This window comes from Umezawaea sp. Da 62-37 (genome assembly GCF_032460545.1).
Classification (GTDB): domain Bacteria; phylum Actinomycetota; class Actinomycetes; order Mycobacteriales; family Pseudonocardiaceae; genus Umezawaea.
Genome location: NZ_CP135965.1, coordinates 11,104,605 through 11,123,639 on the forward strand (window position 1 = coordinate 11,104,605; position 19,035 = coordinate 11,123,639).

Annotated in this window: 19 protein-coding genes; 10 read left to right on the forward strand and 9 right to left on the reverse strand. The window is 73.3% G+C overall.

All coding sequences use genetic code 11. The features are described 5' to 3' along the window. Nucleotides 1–276 precede the first annotated feature (276 nt). Nucleotides 277–1,179 carry a hypothetical protein gene (locus RM788_RS50010; protein WP_315928664.1) on the forward strand — a complete coding sequence of 301 codons (903 nt, stop codon included), beginning with the start codon at nt 277–279 and terminating at the stop codon, nt 1,177–1,179. A gap of 114 nt (nt 1,180–1,293) precedes the next feature. Here RM788_RS50010 and RM788_RS50015 read toward each other — a convergent pair whose 3' ends face one another. Then, nucleotides 1,294–1,698, reverse strand: a complete 405-nt coding sequence (locus RM788_RS50015; RefSeq protein WP_315928666.1) for a winged helix-turn-helix transcriptional regulator — start codon at nt 1,696–1,698, stop codon at nt 1,294–1,296. Between the two features lie 124 nt (nt 1,699–1,822). Here RM788_RS50015 and RM788_RS50020 point away from each other — a divergent pair, with 124 nt between their 5' ends. Beyond that, nucleotides 1,823–2,680, forward strand: a complete 858-nt coding sequence (locus tag RM788_RS50020; RefSeq protein ID WP_315928668.1) for a haloalkane dehalogenase — start codon at nt 1,823–1,825, stop codon at nt 2,678–2,680. A 9-nt stretch (nt 2,681–2,689) separates the two neighbouring features. Here the strand turns inward: RM788_RS50020 and RM788_RS50025 are convergent, their stop codons facing one another. Beyond that, a complete protein-coding gene (locus tag RM788_RS50025; protein ID WP_315928670.1) occupies nt 2,690–3,457 on the reverse strand; it encodes an SDR family NAD(P)-dependent oxidoreductase in 768 nt (255 codons plus the stop codon). A 145-nt stretch (nt 3,458–3,602) separates the two neighbouring features. Next, nucleotides 3,603–4,256, reverse strand: coding sequence for a response regulator transcription factor (locus RM788_RS50030; protein WP_315934933.1), 654 nt, complete (start codon nt 4,254–4,256; stop codon nt 3,603–3,605). Between the two features lie 55 nt (nt 4,257–4,311). On the opposite strand from RM788_RS50030, the gene RM788_RS50035 reads away from it, so the two are divergent. Further along, nucleotides 4,312–4,974, forward strand: a complete 663-nt coding sequence (locus tag RM788_RS50035; RefSeq protein WP_315928672.1) for a response regulator transcription factor — start codon at nt 4,312–4,314, stop codon at nt 4,972–4,974. 53 nt (nt 4,975–5,027) lie between these two features. After that, nucleotides 5,028–6,200, forward strand: coding sequence for a sensor histidine kinase (locus tag RM788_RS50040; RefSeq protein ID WP_315934934.1), 1,173 nt, complete (start codon nt 5,028–5,030; stop codon nt 6,198–6,200). On the opposite strand, the gene RM788_RS50045 is transcribed toward RM788_RS50040, so the two are convergent. After that, nucleotides 6,187–6,606, reverse strand: coding sequence for a hypothetical protein (locus RM788_RS50045; RefSeq protein ID WP_315928674.1), 420 nt, complete (start codon nt 6,604–6,606; stop codon nt 6,187–6,189). The two genes, RM788_RS50040 and RM788_RS50045, sit on opposite strands and share 14 nt — an antisense overlap. A 64-nt stretch (nt 6,607–6,670) precedes the next feature. Between RM788_RS50045 and RM788_RS50050 the strand changes: the two genes are divergently transcribed. From RM788_RS50050 to RM788_RS50065, 4 genes are read left to right on the forward strand one after another with little or no spacing between them, the layout of a single operon-like run. Next, on the forward strand, nt 6,671–8,452 hold the full coding sequence (locus tag RM788_RS50050) for a fibronectin type III domain-containing protein (protein ID WP_315928676.1): 1,782 nt from the start codon (nt 6,671–6,673) through the stop codon (nt 8,450–8,452). Continuing rightward, nucleotides 8,449–9,399 carry an AAA family ATPase gene (locus RM788_RS50055; RefSeq protein ID WP_315928678.1) on the forward strand — a complete coding sequence of 317 codons (951 nt, stop codon included), beginning with the start codon at nt 8,449–8,451 and terminating at the stop codon, nt 9,397–9,399. Before RM788_RS50050 ends, RM788_RS50055 begins: the two co-directional genes overlap by 4 nt. Then, complete coding sequence (locus tag RM788_RS50060) at nt 9,396–10,448, forward strand: DUF58 domain-containing protein (RefSeq protein ID WP_315928680.1); 1,053 nt, start codon at nt 9,396–9,398, stop codon at nt 10,446–10,448. Before RM788_RS50055 ends, RM788_RS50060 begins: the two co-directional genes overlap by 4 nt. Then, entirely contained in the window at nt 10,445–12,421 is a 1,977-nt protein-coding gene (locus RM788_RS50065) for a transglutaminaseTgpA domain-containing protein (RefSeq protein WP_315928682.1), read from the forward strand. The genes RM788_RS50060 and RM788_RS50065 overlap by 4 nt, the downstream gene beginning before the upstream one ends. Here RM788_RS50065 and RM788_RS50070 read toward each other — a convergent pair. The 5 genes from RM788_RS50070 to RM788_RS50090 all read right to left on the reverse strand — a co-directional run bounded on the left by RM788_RS50070 (nt 12,373) and on the right by RM788_RS50090 (nt 17,216). After that, entirely contained in the window at nt 12,373–13,530 is a 1,158-nt protein-coding gene (locus tag RM788_RS50070) for a protein kinase domain-containing protein (RefSeq protein ID WP_315928684.1), read from the reverse strand. The two genes, RM788_RS50065 and RM788_RS50070, sit on opposite strands and share 49 nt — an antisense overlap. Nucleotides 13,531–13,599: 69 nt before the next feature. Beyond that, nucleotides 13,600–13,803 carry a hypothetical protein gene (locus RM788_RS50075; RefSeq protein WP_315928686.1) on the reverse strand — a complete coding sequence of 68 codons (204 nt, stop codon included), beginning with the start codon at nt 13,801–13,803 and terminating at the stop codon, nt 13,600–13,602. Between the two features lie 9 nt (nt 13,804–13,812). Further along, a complete protein-coding gene (locus tag RM788_RS50080; protein WP_315928688.1) occupies nt 13,813–15,885 on the reverse strand; it encodes a hypothetical protein in 2,073 nt (690 codons plus the stop codon). A gap of 9 nt (nt 15,886–15,894) precedes the next feature. Beyond that, the gene (locus tag RM788_RS50085; RefSeq protein WP_315928690.1) at nt 15,895–16,263 is read right to left on the reverse strand and encodes a hypothetical protein; all 369 of its coding nucleotides are present in this window, start codon (nt 16,261–16,263) and stop codon (nt 15,895–15,897) included. An 8-nt stretch (nt 16,264–16,271) separates the two neighbouring features. Further along, nucleotides 16,272–17,216, reverse strand: a complete 945-nt coding sequence (locus RM788_RS50090) for a hypothetical protein (RefSeq protein WP_315928692.1) — start codon at nt 17,214–17,216, stop codon at nt 16,272–16,274. On the opposite strand from RM788_RS50090, the gene RM788_RS50095 reads away from it, so the two are divergent. Beyond that, nucleotides 17,178–17,870, forward strand: a complete 693-nt coding sequence (locus RM788_RS50095) for an AfsR/SARP family transcriptional regulator (protein ID WP_315928694.1) — start codon at nt 17,178–17,180, stop codon at nt 17,868–17,870. The two genes, RM788_RS50090 and RM788_RS50095, sit on opposite strands and share 39 nt — an antisense overlap. After that, entirely contained in the window at nt 17,867–19,021 is a 1,155-nt protein-coding gene (locus tag RM788_RS50100; protein WP_315928696.1) for a protein kinase domain-containing protein, read from the forward strand. The genes RM788_RS50095 and RM788_RS50100 overlap by 4 nt, the downstream gene beginning before the upstream one ends. Nucleotides 19,022–19,035: the final 14 nt, after the last annotated feature.

Below are 19,035 nucleotides of genomic sequence, written 5' to 3' on the forward strand. Positions count from 1 at the left end.
ACTGCGGCTCCAGGTCGTCGGCCGGGGAGCCGAACGCCTTCGCCGGTTCGGGTCTTGTCTGGTGGACAGGCGCGTCGGCATCTGATGGGAGCGCTTCCACGATAACGTGAGAGCGCTCCCATAGGCTAGCCGAATGAGCGGCCCGCGTATCCGGATCCGGGTCGGCGTGTTCGCGCCCGCGCTTCGCCGCACGACGGGAAGCCGGTGCTGACGGCGGGTGCGCCCCGCCTGGAAACTGGCACTTTCCGGGTGCCGTTCTCCGCGTAGGTTGGCTCTATGACCGATGATCACCCGCGGGCGCGCCCGGACACCGGCGGCGCGGTGACCGGTCCTCACGCGTCCGCGGGCGGGTGGACCGGTCGCCGCACCGCCGCCGTGGTCGGCGCGCTGCTGGTGGTCCTCGGATCGGTCCTCGCCGCCGCGGGGTCGCTCGGGCTGTGGGTCGACGCGACCTGGCGCGACGACGACGGGTTCCTCGGCACGGGCGCGAAGTCGTTCGGCACCAGCGGGTACGCGCTGGTGCTCGGCCCGGTGGACATGCGGTGGACCGACGTCGGGGTCCCGATCGGACAGGAGTGGCTCGGGGTCGTCGAACTGGAGGTCGACCGCGACGTGTTCGTCGGCATCGGGGCGGCCGACGACGTGGCCGACTACCTCGCGGGCGTGGACTACGACGAGCTGCGGGTGGACGGGACAGCGATCGGGCGCCGGCACCAGGACGGCGGCCCGGCGCCGAGCGAGCCCGCGGCGAGGCCGATCTGGGTCGCCTACGGGACGGGAACGGCGTCGTGGCAGGCGGAGGAGGGCAGGTGGGTCGTGGCCGTGCTGAACCCGGACGGCTCCCGCGTCGTCGACACCGAGCTGTCCGCACGGGCCTCGGTGCCCGCTCTGCGGCCCGCCTCGGCCGCGCTCCTCGTCGGCGGGCTCCTGGTCCTCGCCCTGGGCGGCGCGGTGCTGCCGCTGACCGCCGTGCGTCCGCCGCGCCGCCGGGTTCCGGTTGTCGGACCGGTGGTTCCGCCGGAACCGGTCGCGCCCACGTCGGAGGGGAAAGCGGCACCGGCCGACTCGGAGGGGCCCGACTCCGCGGACGACGACCGCTCGTGGAGAGCGGGAGCCCGAGACGCGGTCGGTTGCGGCGGTGACGCGGAGCGGACAACGGTGGGTGACACGCCGTCCTGACCGGGGCCGCCGGCTTCGTCGGCTCCGGAGTGCCGCGCGGCTCGTGGACGACCCGGAGGTCTCCCGCGCGACCTGCCCGGTGCGCGGGCCCGTCGGGATCGGCTGACCGCAGCCTCAGGCGCGTCGGCGGCGGGCGGGTTCGCGCGAGTCGTACGCCAGCCGGGCCTGTTCGACCTCCCCCAGGTTGACCGACCACTCGGCGAGGGTCGCGAACAGCGGTGCCAGGCTGCGCCCCAGGTCGCTGATCGCGTACTCGACCCGCGGCGGCACCTCGGCGTGGTAGGTGCGCACGACGAGCCCGTCGCGTTCCAGCCGCCGCAGCCGTTCGGTCATCACCTTGGGGCTGATCGTGCTGATGCGGCGCTCCAGTTCCACGAACCGCAGCGGGCCGTACTCCTTGAGCGCCCACAGGATCGGCGTGGTCCACCGGCTGAAGACGATGTCGACCACCGGGGTGATCGGACAGGCCTGCTCCGGCGCCACGCCGGCGCGAGCCACCCAGGCCGTGCTGTCGGTCACAATGATCGCTTCTCCCAGTACTTTCCCCTAGGTACCTGCCGTCCCACGGGGAATAGCGTTCCGCCATCACGAACGGCGGCACCGCCCGCCGCCGGTTCGCACTCTAGACGCGGAAGGCTTTCCCTTGCCCACCAACCACGTTCTCGACTCGACGATGTTCCACCGCAAGACCGGCGCCGGCGCGCCGATCGTGTTCCTGCACGGCAACCCCACCTCGTCGTACCTGTGGCGCGACGTCATGCCCGCGGTCGGCGGCCCCAACCGCCTGCTGGCACCGGACCTGATCGGCATGGGGGAGTCGGGCAAGCCGGACGTCGAGTACACCTTCGACGACCACGCCCGCTACCTCGACGCGTGGTTCGACGTCCTCGGCCTCGACGAGGTCGTGCTGGTCGGCCACGACTGGGGCGGCGCGCTCGCGTTCGACTGGGCCACCCGCCACCCCGGCCGGGTCCGGGGCGTCGCCTTCACCGAGACGATCGTGAAACCGATGACCTGGGCGGAGTTCCCCGAAGGCGGCCGCGATCTGTTCCGCGCGCTCCGGACCCCCGATGTGGGGGAGCAGATGATGCTGGACCGGAACGTCTTCCTCGAATCGCTGCCCGCGCTGACGCCGGGACTCACCGAGGAGGACCTCGCCACCTACCGCGCGCCCTACCCCACCCGCGCCAGCCGCGTCCCGCTGCTGCGGTGGCCGCGGGCGATGCCGCTGGACGGGGAGCCCGCCGACGTCGTCGCCAGGATCACCGCCTACGACGACTGGCTCGCGGCCAGCGTCGACGTGCCGAAGCTGCTGATCACCTTCAAACCGGGCTACGGCACGATGATGGGCCCGGACATGATCCGCTGGTGCGCGGACACCATCGCCCACCTCGACATCGCCGACCACGACCTGGTCGCGGGCCACCACACCCCGGACGACCAGCCCGAGGCGGTGGCCGCCGCCATCGCCACGTGGCTCGACCAGCACAACCTGCGGTAGGCCCGGTCGTCAGTGCAGGTAGGAGGCGCCGTTGAGGTCGAGGACCGTGCCGCTGGCCCACCGCGCCTCGGGCGAGGTGAGCCAGGCGACGGCGGCGCCGATCTCGGCGGCGGCGGCCACCCTGCCGAACGGGTGCTGCGCGACGATCGCGTCGCCCTCCGGGCCCTGGAGCAGCTCCTCGGCGATGTCGGTGGCGGTGAAACCGGGCGCCACGGCGGCGACGCCGATCCCGTGCGGTGCCAGCGCGACGGCCATGGACTGCGCGAACGCGTGCATTCCCGCCTTGCTCGCGCCGTACGCGGACACGACGGGTTCGCCGCGGTAGGCGCCGCGCGAGCCCACCATGATGATCGACGCGCCCTCCGGACCCTCCCGCCGGTTCAGCAGGTGGTCGACCACGCACCAGGTGGTGTTGGCCGTGCCGACCAGGTTGACGTCCAGCGTGCGCCGCCACACGGACTGCCATTCGGCGTAGGACGTCTCGGCGATGGGGTGGCCGACGTACACGGCGGCGTTGTTGACCAGCACGTCGATCCCGCCCAGCACGGCGATCGCCCGGTCGACCATCCCGGCGACCTGGTCCGGGTCGGCCAGGTCGGCCACGACCACGGTGTGCCCCTCGCCGGGCAGGCTCGCGACCACGGCCTCGGCCGCCTCCACGTCGGCGCGGGCGTGCACGGCGACCACGTCGCCCCGTGCCGCCAGCGCCGCGGCGGTGGCCGCGCCGATGCCGGTGGGGCGGGACGCGCCGGTGACCAGGACTCGTCGTCGACCCATGTCCCGTTCCTCTCCAGTACTCCGTGGACGCGCTCGGTCCGGCACGAATGATCGACGACAACGCCGCCGCGCGCCAGCGGTGGCACGGGTTCCGCCCGGTGTGGCCGTGGCCGTGACGACCCGGAGGAGCCCGCCATCCGCGGGGTCAGCCGACGCGGTAGCCGACTCCGCGCACGGTGTGCACCACCGGGGGCTCGTGCAGCTTGCGGCGCAGCTGGCCGACCAGCACGTCCAGCACGTTGGACGTCGGGTCGAGGTGCTCGTCCCACGCGTACCGGATGAGGTCGGCGCGGAGCACCGTTCGCCCGGCGTTGGCCAGCAGCAGCTCCAGCACCAGGAACTGCTTGTGCGTCACGGTGAGCAGCACCCCGCCGCGCCGCACCTCCCGCCTGCCCTGGTCCAGTTCCACGTCGCCGTGCCGCAGCACGACCGGACTGCTGATCGGCCCCCGCCTGCACAGGCTGCGCACCCGCGCGACCAGCTCGTCGACCGCGAACGGCTTCACCAGGTAGTCGTCGCCGACCGCCAGCCCCTCGACGCGCTGCCCCACACCGCCGAGCGCGGTCAGGAACAGCACGGGCAGGTCGAACCCGAGGCGTCGGCGTTCCGCGACGTACCGCAGGGTGTCGCCGCCGGGGACCATCCGGTCGAGCACGGCGCAGTCGTAGGAGTTGACCGCCAGCGCCTCGTCCGCGCCCGCCAGGTCGCGCGCCACGTCGACCGCGAAGCCGTTGCCCCGCAGGGACACCGCGACGGAGAGCAGCAGGTCCTCGTCGTCCTCGGTCACCAGGATCCGCACCCGCCCACCGTAGTGCGCCGCCGCGACGGCGTCCGACCGGCTAGGTTGCGGTGCCATGCGCGTGATGGTGGTCGAGGACGACGAGGACCTCAGGGTGGCGGTCGCGGGGGAGTTGCGCGGCGCGGGCCTCGAGGTCGACACCGCGGGCGGCATCGCCGACGCGGACGGGGCGTTGGCGGACAACGGCTACGACTGCGTCGTGTTCGACCGGATGCTCCCGGAGGGCGACGCGGTCGACCACGTGCGCGCCCGGCGCCGCGACGGCTGGGCGGTCCCGGTCCTGTTCCTCACCGCGCGCGACTCGGTGGCCGACCGGCTGGACGGCTTCGCGCACGGCGGCGACGACTACCTGGTGAAGCCGTTCGCCAACGCCGAACTGACCGCGCGGGTGCTGGCGCTGTGCCGCAGGGCGGGCGGCGGCAGACCCCCGGTGCTGCGGCACGACGACCTGGAAGTGGACTGCGCCCGCCGCGAGGTGCGCCGCGCCGGGGTGCTGCTCACGTTGAGCGGCAAGGAGTTCGCGGTCCTGGAGCACCTCGCCGCGCGCGCCGGGCGCGCCGTCGCCAGGGCGGACCTGATCGAGCACTGCTGGGACACCGAGTCCGATCCGATGGCCAACGTGGTCGACGTGGTCGTGGTGCGGCTGCGCCGCAAGCTGAGCGAGCCGCGGCTCATCCACACCGTCGTCGGCTACGGCTACCGGCTGGGCACGACGTGAGCGCCGCCCGGCTGCGCGGGCTGCGCTGGCTGCTCACCGTGCTGTTCACCGCCATGAACACCGCAGGCCTGCTGGTGCTGGCGTTCCTCGTCGTCCGCGAGGACGCCGAGCAGGGCGCCGAACGGCTCGACGCCGAGCTGCACCGCGTCACCGCCGTGGCGAGCAGGTTGGTCGACTACCGGCAGTCGCTCGTCACCACCGACCTCGTCGTGGACCCGGTCGACCGGGAGTGCCCGCAGTTCGTGATCCTGCCCGGCGGCGCGCCCGGCGAGTTCCGCGGCCACCTCAGCCAACGCGCCTGCGTGGTCGCGGACGTCGGCGTGCTCAGCGCGCTGGCGACCAGGGCGGTGGCCGAGGGGAAGACCGTCGCGGGCACCAAGGACGGCCTGCGGGTGCGCGCGGAACCGTTGCGCACCAACGACGGCAGCGTGGTCGGCGCGATCGTCGCGGTGTCCGACCTCGGCCCTGAGCGGTCGCGGCACCTCGGCGTCCTGTGGACGGTCGTCGCCGGGTGCGCCGTGCTGGTGCTGGCGCTCGGGGTCGCCGGGCACGTGCTGTCCGGCCGCGCCATCCGCCCGGCCGCGGCGGCGCTGGAGCAGCAGGAGGTGCTGCTGGCCGAGACGGCGCACGACCTGCGGACCCCGGTCGCGGCGCTGCGCGCGTTGGCCGAGACCGCTTTGCGACATCCCGACCAGCACGCCGACCTGCTGCCGCGCACCGTCCGGCTGGCCGCGCGGATGGGCGGCATCATCGACGGGCTGCTGGTGCGGGCCAGGCTCGCGGCGGGCGTGGAGCAGCTCGCGATCCAGCCGGTGTGGCTGGACCAGCTGGTGGCCGGCGTGGTCGAGGAGACGCCCCCGCACGGCGCGCGGGTCACCGTCACCACCGCGCCCACCAAGGTCGACGTCGACCCGAACCTGGTGCAGCGCGCGGTGGGCAACCTGCTGTCCAACGCCCTGAGCCACGGCCGGAGGCCGGATGGCGAGGCGATCGTGCACATCACCGTCGCCGACGGTCGTGTCACGGTGGCCGACCACGGCCTCGGCATCGACGCGGCCGCGGCGGAGGAGGCCTTCGACCGGTTCACCGGCAGCGGCGGCTCGTCCGGGCTGGGGCTGTCGATCGTGCGCTGGGTCGCGCTGGCCCACGGCGGCACGCTGCGCGTGTTCAACGCGGAGGAGGGCGGCGCGATCTTCGAGCTGAGCCTGCCGGTCAGCGAACCGTGACCGTCTCCCACGGGCCCAGTGACACCCAGTCGCCGTCCAGCCGGTACGCGAGGTAGTAGGTGTAGACGCCTGCGGCCGGGAACGCCTGCCGCAGGGTGATCTCGCGCGGCGAGGTGTCGAGCCGCTGGTCGCCGATCTCGGGGAAGGGGTGCGCCGCGCCACCCGCGTCCTGCGCCCGCACGGTCAGGGCGCGCAACGCGATCGGCCGGTCCGCCACGAGCGTCGCGTGCACGACGACCTCCTGGCCCGCCTTGGGCAGCGGGGGTTCCAGCCGCAGCGAACCGGCGATCGCGGGGCGTACCGGGAGCGCGCCGACCGGGACGTCGGGCTCGCCGGTGAGCACCACGACGGCGACGAGGACCGCGGCCGACACCGCGGCGCACAGCAGGAATCGGCGGCGTACCAAAGTTGGACCGTTTCTGTATCGGGTGTCCTACGCTACGGGGTCGAACACCAGGGGGTCGAGTTCGATGCACATCTCCGCCAAGTGGCGTGGTCGTGCGCCCATCGCCGTGCTCACCGCGATCTGCGTCGTCGTGGTCGGCGTCGCGGTCGGCGGTTCCGCGGGCGTGCCGGGCCTGGAGTTCCTCAAGCCGGGGCACTGGGTGCTCAACGGTCCGCTGGCCACGGTCTTCCACATCGACGGCGCCACCAAGCAGGTCAACGCCGAGGTGCCGGTGCCCGGCGCCGAACCCGGAAGCGCGGTCGTGCAGGGCGGCACCAGCGGGTACGTCATCGGCGGCGGCCGGATCACCGAGTTCGGCGAGTCCACGCTGCGGGTGGAGAGCACCACCGAAGCGCCGAGCGACGAGACACCGGTGCAGGTGGAGGTCGACGGCGGCCCCTACCTGGTCTACCGCGACATGGGCGTCGTGGTCCGACTCGGCGAGAAGCAGGTCCGGGTGCCGGTCGAGGGCAAGCTCGGCAACCCCGTCGCGACGGCCGACGGCACGCTGTGGCTGCACCGCGTCGACACCGGCGACCTGTGCCAGCTGCCGAAGGACGCGACCGTCCCCTCCTGCGCGGCCTCGGTCCCGGCCGGCCACGCGGGCGGGCTGACGGTGGTGGGCGGCAAGCCGCTGTTCGTCGACACCACGGCCGACACCATGCGGCTGGTGGAGGCCAACGGACTCGGCCAGCCGCGGCCGCTGGGCACCGACGTGCCGGAGGCGACCAGGGTGGCCTCCGGCGACGTCGACGGCCGCGTGTCGATCCTCGACCCCGCGGGCACGCTCTACCTCGTGGACGCCGCGCCGCTGGTCGGGAACCGGCCCGCCGCCGAGAACGTCGTGGTGCGGCTGGACGAGGGCCAGTACACCGGCCCGGAGACGACCGGTTCGACGGTGGCGCTGCTCGACCACAAGAGCGGGACGCTGGTGACCTACGACAGCGCGGGCACCAAGCGCGGGACCAGGGCCGTGCCCCAGGAAGGCGGCACACCGCGGCTGACCAAGGCCGAGGACTCGCGGGTCTACGTCGAGGGCGGGGAGGGGCGCAACGTCCTGGTGGTCGATCCCGGTGGCCAGGTGACCGAGGTGCCCGTCGTCGGGAAGCCGACCACCAGCCCGTCGACCACGCCGCCGACCGCCGAGGAGCCTCCGCCGCCCACGTCCGAGAACCCGGTCGCGCCGGCACCGACGACCGACCCGACCACCGGGACTCAGGAACCGCCTCCGCCGCCGCCGGTCGTGCCCGTGGGACCGCCGGGAGCGCCGGGTGGGGTCAGCGCGGTCGCCGGAGGCGGCTCGGTGCTGGTGAGCTGGGGCACCGCGACGGACAACGGCGCGGAGGTAACCGCTTACCACCTGACGTGGAACGGCGGCGCCCTGACCGCGGGGCCGGGGGACCGCTCCGCCACCGCCACCGGGCTGGCCAACGGCACCGGCTACACGTTCACCGTCGTCGCGGAGAACCGGGCGGGCCGCGGGCCCGGCGCCTCCACGTCGGCGACACCGCGCTCGGTGGCCACCATCTCCGTCTCGCGCGGCGCGTCCACGACCACCGACACGTGCAACGCGCCCAACTGCGCGTTCCCCTACATCGAGATGCGCGGCTTCGCGCCGAACACCGCCTACAAGATCGACCCCTACGCCAGCGAATGGGGTCGGACCAACATCGGCGCCGAGCTGACCACCGACGGCGAGGGCACGCTGATCGTGGACGACCGGTTCCCGTTCAGCGGCCGCGACCAGACGTTCTGGGTGACCGCGGGCGGCGTCGAGTCCAACCACTACTTCTGGGAGAGCCGTTGACCCCGCCCAAGTCGACCCTGGTGTACCAGGCGATCGCCGACAACGTGCAGCGCGTGGTGCGCGGCAAGCCCGAGGTGGTCCGCCTGGCGGTGGCCGCCCTGCTGGCCGAGGGGCACCTGCTGCTGGAGGACGTGCCGGGGCTGGGCAAGACCACCCTGGCGCGCTGCCTCGCCCGCAGCGTCGGCGGCACGTGGAAGCGGATCCAGTTCACCCCGGACCTGCTGCCCGGCGACGTCACCGGCGTGATGGTCTACCACCAGAACGCCGAGCGGTTCGAGTTCCACCCCGGCGGGATCTTCGCCAACGTGGTGCTGGCCGACGAGATCAACCGCGGCACGCCGAAGACGCAGTCGGCGCTGCTGGAGGTGATGTCCGAACGCCGGGTCACGGTCGACTCGGTGGTGCACGAGGTGCCGCGCCCGTTCCTGGTGGTGGCGACGCAGAACCCCATCGAGATGGAGGGCACCTACCGCCTCCCGGAGGCCCAGCTCGACCGGTTCCTCATGCGGCTGTCGGTCGGCTACCCCGACCTGTCGTCCGAGGTGCTCGTGGTCATGAGCGACTGCGCCCAGGTGAGCGCGGACGACCTCACCGCGGTCGTCGGCATCCCCGAACTGGAGGCGGCGATCGCCGAGGTGCGCGCGGCGCACATCGACCTGGCGGTCTGCGAGTACGCGGTCCGGATCGCGGCGGGCACCCGTGAGCACGCGGCCGTCCGGTGGGGCGCGAGCCCGCGGGGCAGCATCGCGCTGGTGCGCGCCGCGCAGGCCGTCGCGGCGACCGACGGCAGGCTGTTCGTGACACCGGACGACATCAAGGCCGTGGCCGAACCCGTTCTGGCGCACCGGCTCGTGCTCACCCCGGACGCCGAACTGGGCCAACGGCAGCCGGCCTCGGTGGTGGCCGAGGTGCTCGACGCGGTCGCCGTGCCCGTCACCGCCGGATGAGGCCGATCCGCCTGACCCCGCGCGGCACGGCCGTGCTCGTCGCCGCGGTGCTGTGCGGCGGTGCCGGATTCCGGTTCGGCTACCCGTTCTTCCTCGCCATGGCCGGACTCCTGGTGGGCGCCGTGGTCGCCGCGCTCGCCACGGCCGCGAGGCGCCCCGACGTGGACGTCCACCGCGCGGTCCACCCGGACCGCGTCGAACGCGGCAGGCCCGCGCTCGCCCGGCTCGACGTCCGGCGCGCCGGAGGCGGGTTCACCGCGTGCGACCGCTGCGGTCCGCACGTGCGCCGGATCGTCGTGCGCGCCGACGCCGTCCACCGCTACGAACTGCCGACCACCGAACGAGGCCGGATGACCGTGGGACCGCTGGTCATCGAGAAGTCCGACCGGCTGGGGCTGGCGCGCTGCCTGGTCGACACCGGCGGCACGGCAACGCTGTGGGTACATCCTCGGCGGCACCCGGCGCGGCCCTTCTCCGTGGGCCACCGGCGTTTCCACCACGAGGGCGCGACCACCGACCGGTCGCCGCGCGGGTCGTCGGAGCTGCGCGAGGTGCGGGAGTACGTGCCCGGCGACGAGGTCCGGCTCGTGCACTGGAAGGCGACCGCCCGCACCGGCCGGATGATGGTGCGCGACTACGCGGACCCCGACCAGCCGCGGTTCACCCTGCTGCTGGACACCCGGCACGAGCGCGGGTTCGAGGAGGCCGTCGAGATCGCCGCGTCCCTGCTGCACGCGGGCGCCGTCGCCGGGCACGACTGCGGGCTGCTGACCCCGTGCGGGGTGGACGTGAGCGCGCGCGGCGGCGAGTCCGCGGCGCAGCGGCTGCTGGACGAGCTGTGCGTGCTCGGTGTGCGCGCGGGTTCGCTGCCGCCCCGGCCGCGGGGTGGGCTGGTCGTCGTGACGGCGGGTCCGCTCGACGCGATCGGTCGGCTGCGACCGGATGTGGTGTTCTCCCTGGGCTCACCCGGTGACGTCGTCGGCGCGCGAGTGGTTCGGGAGTCGCTGGCCGTGGAAGCCGTGCGGCGGTGGAACGTGGTGGCGTCGTGACGCGGGTCGTCGCCGTCTTCCTGGCGGCTTCGGTGGCAGGGCTGCTGTTCGTGCCGGTGTTCGGGGTGTGGCCGTTGGCGCTGGTGCTCGTCGCTTGCGCGGTGCCCGCCTTCGCGGTGGCGGTGTGGTGCCCGTGGGCGTCGTGGCGCGCGGTGCTGGCGGTGGTCGCCGGGCTGGTGGGACTGCTCGCCGCGGTGCGCCCGGCCGACCCGGTCGGGGCGCTCGTCGTGGGCGCGACCGAGGCGTGGCGGGACGTGCTGCGGTCGACCTGGCCGGTGCGGCCGGATCCCGAGGCCGTGGTGTTCGTCCCGCTGCTGGTGCTGGCCGCGTCGGTGTTCGGGGTCGAGCTGCTGCACCGGGTGCGCGCTCCGCTCGTCGCACTGCTGCCCGCGCTGGCGGTGGCGGGGCTGAGCCAGACCTACGCCGCGGCGGGCGGTGCGCCCGCGGTCGTGGCCGCCGTGGCGTTCGCGGCGTGCGGTGCGGCGATCGTCGCCCAGGGGATCCCCTGGGCCGCGGTGGCGCTGGGCGTGGTCGGCGCCGTGCTGCTGGGCCTCGTCCCGGCTGGACCGGCGTTCTCCTTGCGCGACAACGAGTCCGCGCCGCTGGCGTCCGCCAGGGTGGCCAGTCCGCTCAGCGAGGTGGCCGTGCGGCTGGGCGCGCCGGACACCCCGCTGTTCGAGTACACCTCGGCGACGCCGGTCGACCGGTGGCCCATCGCGGTGCTCGACGAGTTCGACGGCGTCGAGTGGACGCCCGGCGGGAACCTGCGGCGGATGGGGGCCGGACTGCCGCCCGGTGACGGGGTGACGGTGCCGACCAGCACCCGGTCGGCCTCCGTGCGGATGCGGGGACTGGGCTTGCCGTGGCTGCCGAGCCAGGCCTGGCCCGCCACGGTGACCGGCACCGACCCGCTGGTCGCGCCGGACCGCGGCACGCTGCTGGCCGAGGAACCCGTGACGTCCTACGACCTGACCTGGTGGGAACCCGGTGTCGACGGCGCGACCCTGTCCGAAGCGGGGGTCGACGCGAACGCGGTGGGCGGTCTCGGCGGGGTGGGCGAGGTGCCCGCGGGGGTGGCCGAACTGGCCGAGCAGGCGGTCGGCGGGATGCGGTCGTCGTTCCGCGCGGCGCTCGTGCTGGAGCGGTTCCTGCGCGACGACTTCCGGCTCGTCGACTCCGGGACGCTGCCGGTCGGACACGGCTGGCCGCAGCTGGAGAGGTTCCTGTTGCGGGACAAGCAGGGGACCAGCGAGCAGTTCGCCGCCGCGTACGTGGTGCTGGCCCGCCTCCGCGGCATCCCGGCCCGGCTCGTGGTGGGGTTCTCCGGGCGGAACTCCCTGGTGCGCAACGGAGACGTGCTCGCGTGGCCGGAGGTGGCCGTGGCGGGCGCGGGCTGGGTGGCCCTGGATCCCACCGGTTCCGCGCGGACCTCCGCCATGGGCGGGCTTCCCGGCGCCACCGGCCAGGCCCGCGAGGAGCTACCGCCCGCGGAGGGCCTGGCCGAGCCGCTGCTGCCGGCCGAGCCGCCCGCCACCGCACCGGGTGCGGGCGTGCCGTGGCGGATCGTGGTGTGGGCGGTCGTCGCGGCGCTGCTCGGTTGGCTGATCGCGGTGCCGTCGTGGGTGGCGCTGCGGACGTGGCGGCGTCGGCGTTCCGGCACGGTGGCGGACGCCGTGGCCGAGGTGCGGGATCGCCTGCGCGCCAACGGTGTGCCGGTGACGTCCGCGATGACCGTGCGGGACATGGCCGCCGCTGTCCCGGACCCGGAGGCGTTGGTGCGCTTGGCGACGGCCGTGGACACCACCCTGTGGTCGGGTGCCGGGGTCGACGCGCGCCAGGAGGCGTGGGAGGCGGTGCGGGCACTGCGGTCCGAGTTCGCCCGGCGGCCGGTGCCCGTCCGGGCGCGCGCCGCGCTCCGGTACGGCTACCGCGCGCAGGTCGCGCCGCGGATGCCCGTCGGCGCGCTCACGTAGACCTGCTTGCCGTCGCTGCCCTGAATCTCGAAGCAGTAGCGCAGGCCGGGTTCGACGGGGACGTCGAGGGTGGTTTCGTCCAGTTCCGCGGATTTGCCGCGGGGCTTGCCCTCCGGCGCGGTGATCACCAGGTAGACGAGACCGGCTCGGGGGCTCCGCCAGGTCAGCCGGACGTGGTCGGTGCCGTCGGTGACCTCCACCAGCTCGATCCCGGCAGGCGAGTCCATCGTCGGCGCCGCGGGGGAGGGCGGCGGCGGGTCGTCGCGCAGCAGCAGGAACGGCGCCGCCGCGAACAGGCCCAACGCCGTCACGACCCCGGCCACCAGCCCCAGCCTGCCGTGCTCCGCCTTGGGTTCCGGCTTCGCCTCCGCGACCGGCACCCGCGCCCGGTGGTGGTCCGCGAGCCGCCGCTGTCCCGGGTCCTTCGCCAACAGCGTGCGCACCAGCTCCCGGACGTCCTCCGGCAAATCCGGCCGGTCCACCTCCGGCACCGGCGCGGCCAGCACCCGCAGCACGTGCTCGTCCGGCCGCTCACCGAGCCGCGCGGGATGGGGCGCCCGACCGGTGCAGGCGAAGAACAGCACCGCGCCGAGCCCGTAGAGGTCGGTCCGGGCGTCGCGGACCGCGTCGCGCACCGTCTCCGGTGCCGCGAACTCCACCGACGCCTCGACCGGAAAAGCCCCGCGCAGCACCAGCCCGCCATCGGCCAGCACCGGCTCCCCGCTCACCCGGAACAACACGTTCCCCGGCGCCACACCCCCGTGCACCAACCCGGCCGCGTGCGCCGTCTCCAAAGCCCTGCCCAACCGCCCGGCGACGTCGACCACGACGTCCGCCGCCAACACCCCCTCCCGCCGTACCCGGTCGACCAACGAGTCCGGGCACAACTCCACCCGGACCACGACCCGCCCGTCCCGCATCTCCTCCACACCACGCACCTCGACCGTGGCCGGAATCCGTTGCCACGCGCCGATCTCGTGGTCCAGGGCTGTTCGGGTGCGGCGGTCGAGCGGACCGGGGAACACCTTGAGCGCGTCCTGTCCAGCCGCGTACACCACCGCCACGGGACCGGTGGCGAGCGGGAGGGGGTCTTCGTCGGGAGTCACCATCGCGGGGCCCATTCTGACGCACCGGGCACGGTTACCTCCTCGTGGTGGCCGTGCCCCGCAGGACCGATCTCATCCCGCGTCCAGTCGTTTGGACACCTCGTCGAGCTGCGTCCACAAGGCTTTGACGAAATCCTTCTCCACACCGAACCGGATGGAGAACTCCCAGTCCTCCACGGCTTCGAACGCTTCGTTGATCGAGTTCATGAGCGCGTGCACTTCGGTGATCCCGAGCGCCAAAACAGCCCGGTCGTGCTGCACCTCGACGACGTCCATCGATCATCCTCACTTCAGGTCCAGGAAGTACTGCTTGCCAAGGGTTGGTGGGTAGATCGAACCCCCGTCGGCGGACTTGGGGTCTCTGATCACCATGACGCCTTTGTACCAGTACGCGCTCCTGCCGTTGGTCAGCGTGCGAGCCTCACCTTTGAGCATCGTCGTCTCGACGATCCCGGCCAGGTCGGAACGCGTGTGAAGGCCGCGGAACTCACCCTGCTTGACCACGTGCTTGGCGTACGCGTGTCCGCCCGCGATCTGTTGACCCGCCAGTTGCGCCCGGAGTCGCTCCCCTTCGACGACGTTGCCGTTCGGTCGGTCCGGTTGCTGCCTGCCCTGGTTCGGCCCTGCCGCGGGCGGAGGGCCCTGCGGCGGTGCGGTGTTCCCCTTGGTCGCTGGACCCTCGGTCTTCGCGCCCGCGCCTGGTGGGGCTTGCGGACGCGGGACCGCGGGGACGCCCATCTGCGGAGCGGCCGAACCCACCTGCGGAGCGGCCGAGCGCGGCTCCGGCACGGGCGGAGGTGGGGGACTCCCCTTGGGCAGGGGGCCAGTGGGCGGCCCCTTCAAGCTGGGGATCGGTGCCGCCAGGCCCTGTGCGATGAGTTGCCGCTGGGCGTCATCGGCGTCCACGGGCTGGATGCCGCTGTTGGAGACGGTGGCGGCCACCCGCAGTTCGAAGTCGTCGCTGCACTCGACGGCGGAATGCGTGCACAGGTCGGCGACGTTCTCCGCCGTCTTCCAACCGAGGTACTTCGACCGTGCCGCGTCGCACTCACCGGTCGGGCACGCCTTCGCGTCGGACTTGGCCTTCTCGCTCAGCAGCGGGATGAGCTGCTCCTGCGACGGCGCGTCCTTCCCGATCCGGAAGTTGTTGAGGCTGACCTCCCCGGTCTTCGGGTTGGTCACCCGGCTGACGGCGGGCGCGACCGTTTCCACCACCAGCCCGGTCCGCTCGCCAACGGGTCTGCCCGCCTGCGAGTCGTTGTAGTCAACCTGCGCCTGCGCCGCCCGTGCCTGCTCCTGGCGCTTGGTCTCGCGGGCCTTCTCCTGCCGTTGACCGTTGGCCTGCTTCTGCCCCTCCAACCGCACGACCTCGGACTTGGCGTCCGCGGCGAGCTTCTGCGTCGCCTCGAACGCCCGCGCCGACCCCTTGGGCCCGCTGTCCTTGGCCGCGCCCAGCTTGTCCGCCTTCTCCTTCGCGGTAGCGATCTGCCGGGTCAATCCGCTTCCCGGTGCGCCGCCGCGCTGGCTTTCCGCGTAGGCGGCGCGCGCGGAGGCGGTCTGCTTCAGGTCTTGAGTCGTCTTCTCCGCCTGCTTGCGCTGGGCGGTGCCGGGCGGTCCGCCGCGTTGGGATTCGGTGTAGGAGGTGCGGGCGGGTGCGGTCTTCTGGAGTTCTCGGGTCTTCTGGGTCTTCGCCTGGTACTGCTGGTCGGTTTTGGCTTGGCGCTGGGCGTCGGCTTCGGCTTGGCGCAGGGGTTGGGGTAGCGGCTTGGCCTTCGGTGCTTTCGGGGTGGTCGCTGCGGCTTTGGGTTTCGCGGTGGTGGTCGTCTTCTTCGCGGCCGTGCCGGGTGGTCCGCCGCGTTGGGATTCGGTGTACGCGGTGCGGGCGGGTGCGGTTTTCCGGAGGTCGGCGGCGGTCTTCTTCTTGGCCTGGTACTGCTGGTCGGTCTTGGCCTGGCGCTGGGCGTTCGACTCGGCGCGCTTCAGCGGCTGGGAGACCTTGGCGGGTGCGGGTTTCGCCGGTGCGGGCTTGGGTTTGCCGATGGCGACCGCCGCGATGGCGGCCTTGGCGACAGGGGCGGCTTTCGGCTTGGGTTTGGTCTTGGCGGCGGGCTTCGGTTTGGTGACCTTCTTGGCCACCGGTTTGGCCGCTACCTTGGCCGCCACCTTCGGCTTCACCACGCGCTTCGCCGTCGCGACCGGTTTCGTGGCCGCCTTGACCGCCTTGGGGACCGCCACCGGTGGTTTCACCGCCGGTGCCGCAGTTGCGTCGTGGGCGCCCAGCACGCTGAAAGCCACGGTCAGGAATCCGCCGGAAGCCGCGTACAGCGCTGCCCGGCGCATCCACGCTTCTCGTGCCACCACCTGCTCCTACCCCTCTTCCCCGCGATGCCCGCGGTCGTGGAACTCGACGCCGAGGGACCTCCCCATGAGGCCGCCGAACACACCCGCGGCCAGACCGGCGGCCAACGCGGCGGGCAGGTCGAGCACGAGGGCGGGGATCATCCCGGCGACGAGTGCGGTGGCGATGCCGGCGACACCACCCGCTCTGGAGCGGCCCGCGGAGTCGTCCGGCAGGTGGTCGTCGTCCGGTTCTTCGTCGAAGACCTCCTCCGGTTCCCACGTGCCCTCCGGCAGCACCACGTAGTAGGAGCTGTAGGGGGAGTCCGGGTCGGGCCGGAAGTCGTCGTCGGTGGTCGAGTCGTACTCGTCCAGCGGTCGTAGCTGCCGTGCGCCCATGGCCGTGGTCAGCCGTGCGAACCCTGGATGGTCAGCTTCTTGCCCTGCTTGTGCTTGTCCTTGTGCTTGTCCTCGTGGTGCTGCTGAAGCCTCTTCGTCATGTCCGGCGACGTCTTCTTCGTCAGTACCGGCGCCACCGCGGGCTTCGGTTTGGGCTTCTCCGCCGATTTCTTGATCTTCTGGACCTCGGCCTTCTTCACGGCCAGGTCCTTCTTCGCGGAGGCCAGTTCCGACTCTTCGCGCTTGACCTTCTTCGTCGCCTCTTCCTGTTCGCCCAACGCCTTCTTGAGCGCCACGTCCGTGGTGGCCTTCGGCGTGTGGGCCGGCTTCGGCGCGTGCTTGACCGCCTTCGGCTTGGACCAAGCCTTGTGCGGGGCAGCCTTGTGCGCGACCGCCTTCGCGACAGGCACCGCGACAGGCACCGCGGCGGGTGCGGTGACGGGCACCTCGGCCACAGGATCGGCGTCCTCCACGAGGGGCTCGACGAGCGCCACCGGCTGCGGGATCGGTTGTGCCACCGGTACCTGCATCTGCACCGGAGCCGCTGCCTCGACCGGTGCCGGCTCGGGCACCAGCACCTTGGCCTCCGGCGCGGGCGCGGGTTTCGGCGCCTCGGACGACGTCGTCGGCGCCGCCGTGGGCTTGATCGACGCCGCCTGCGCGGGCTTGTCGGGCTCGCCGTCCACGAACGCGTTGACGGCGGTCGCGCCGATCGCGGCGGTCATCAGCCCCGCGACGCCGTAGAGCGCCGCCCGCCGCAGGTTGCTCGGTTGTTCCATCGTTCCCACCTCGGTAGTCGCGCCTTCGAGGCGACGACGGTCGCGCGACAGCGTCCAAGACCCGTACAGCCGGGATAGACCGCCGCCCGATTCGGCTGGACCGCGCGTGCACCGGCCGCGGATACCGTCGCTCCCATGCTGTTCCGCGTGCTCGGTCCGCTCGAGGTCACCCACGTGGACGGCCGTGCGGCCGAGGTCCCCGCGGGCGTCCCGCGGCGGGTGCTGTCCGCGCTCCTGGTGCGCCCCAACACGTGGGTGGGCGTCGACAGCCTGGCCGAGGCGGTCTGGCCGGACCGGGACGTGGCGTCCCCGGCGGACGCGCTGTGGGAGTGCGTGCACCGCCTGCGCAGGCTCACGCCCCTTTACGACGGCACGTCGGCGCGCATCGACAGCATGCGGGGCAAGCACCGGCTCAACGTGGGGGAGGGCGAGCTGGACAGCATCGTCTTCGGGCAGCTGGTCGACGACGGCCGGGCGGTCCTGCGCACCGATCCGGACGTGGCCGCGCGCTGCTTCCGCGCCGCGGCGGGGTTGTGGCGCGGCACGCCGTTCACGCAGCTGAACACGTACCAGAGCAGGTTCGAGGCGGCACGGCTCGCGCGGTTGCGCTGGGAGGCGCTGGACGAGCTGGTGGACGCGCTGGAAGCGCTGGGGGACGTGGCCGACGCGGTGATGCTCCTCCAGTCGCTGCTGGTGGAGGAGCCCGCGCGGGAACGCAGCTGGCTCCGGCTGGTCGAGGTGCTGACGCGGGCGGACCGGCCGGTCGAGGCCGAGGCGGCGTTCCGCAAGGCCGTGCGCGCGGCCGGTACGGCGATGAGCCCGGCATGACCGGCGAGGACTTCGAACCGATCGGCACCGGACCGGTGGCGACGGTCTACGGCGGCCTGTACCTGGCGCTGAAGGTGTACCCCGAGGCGGCGGGGCGGGAGGTGCTCGACGCGGTGGAGCAGGAGCGTTCGGCACTGGAGGCCGTCGGCGAGGGGTTCCCGATCCTGCCGGTGGACGAGGTGCTGGAGCTGCCGGACGGCCGGACCGCGTTGCAGATGGAGCTGTGCTCGCTGTCGCTGGCGGAGCTGGTGGCGAGCAGCGGCGAACTGCTGCTCGCCGACGCCGTCTCCGTGGGGCACGCGGTGGCCACGGCGGTGGCGGCGGCGCACCGGGCGGGGGTCGTGCACGGCGGCCTGTCCCCGTACAACGTGCTGTTCCACCCCTCGGGCGCGCCGATGGTGGCGGACTTCGGCGTGGCGCTGCGCCGCGCGTTCCCGGCCGATCACCCGTCCGGGTACACGGCGCCGGAGACCGCGCGGGACGGCACGATGGACGAGCGCTCCGACCTGTACGGCCTCGGCGGCGTGCTGCACCTCGCCCTGACCGGGCGCCCGCCGTCCGAGGGCGGTGACATGCCCCCCGAGCTGGCGAAGCTCGTGACCCGCCTGCTGTCGGCGGATCCGGCCGACCGACCTTCCACTTCGGACGTCGTGGTACGGCGGCTGGCCGCGCTCCGCGAACCGGCTCCGGCCGAGCAGACCACCGCCGTCCCCGACCCCGTCACGCCGGAACCCGTTGCCCGGCCGCGGTCCCGAATCGGCTCCGGAGTGGTCGCGGGGCTCGTGCTCGGGGGCGCGGTGCTGGTCGCCCTGCCGTTCCTCGTGCGCACCACGCTCCCCACCCCGTCCTCCGCCTCGCCCGCCCCGACCGGCACCACCTCCGCCCGGCCGGTCCCCTTGACCCTGGACGAGCCCGCCGACCACGGCACGTACGTCGACCTCTCCTGGCAGGCGGTGGACGGGCTCACGTTCGCCGTCGTCGTGTCGACCGACGACCGGAAGCCGGAGGTGCGCGTGGCGCAGCGCAACCGCACGATGCGCGTCGAGGTCGAGGAGAACCGCAGGTACTGCTTCCTGGTGCAGGCCACGGACGGCGCGCTGGTGGTCGAGAGCCCGCCGAAGGCCGTTCGCGGCGCGGTGTGCAAGTCCTGATCAACTTGTCATCG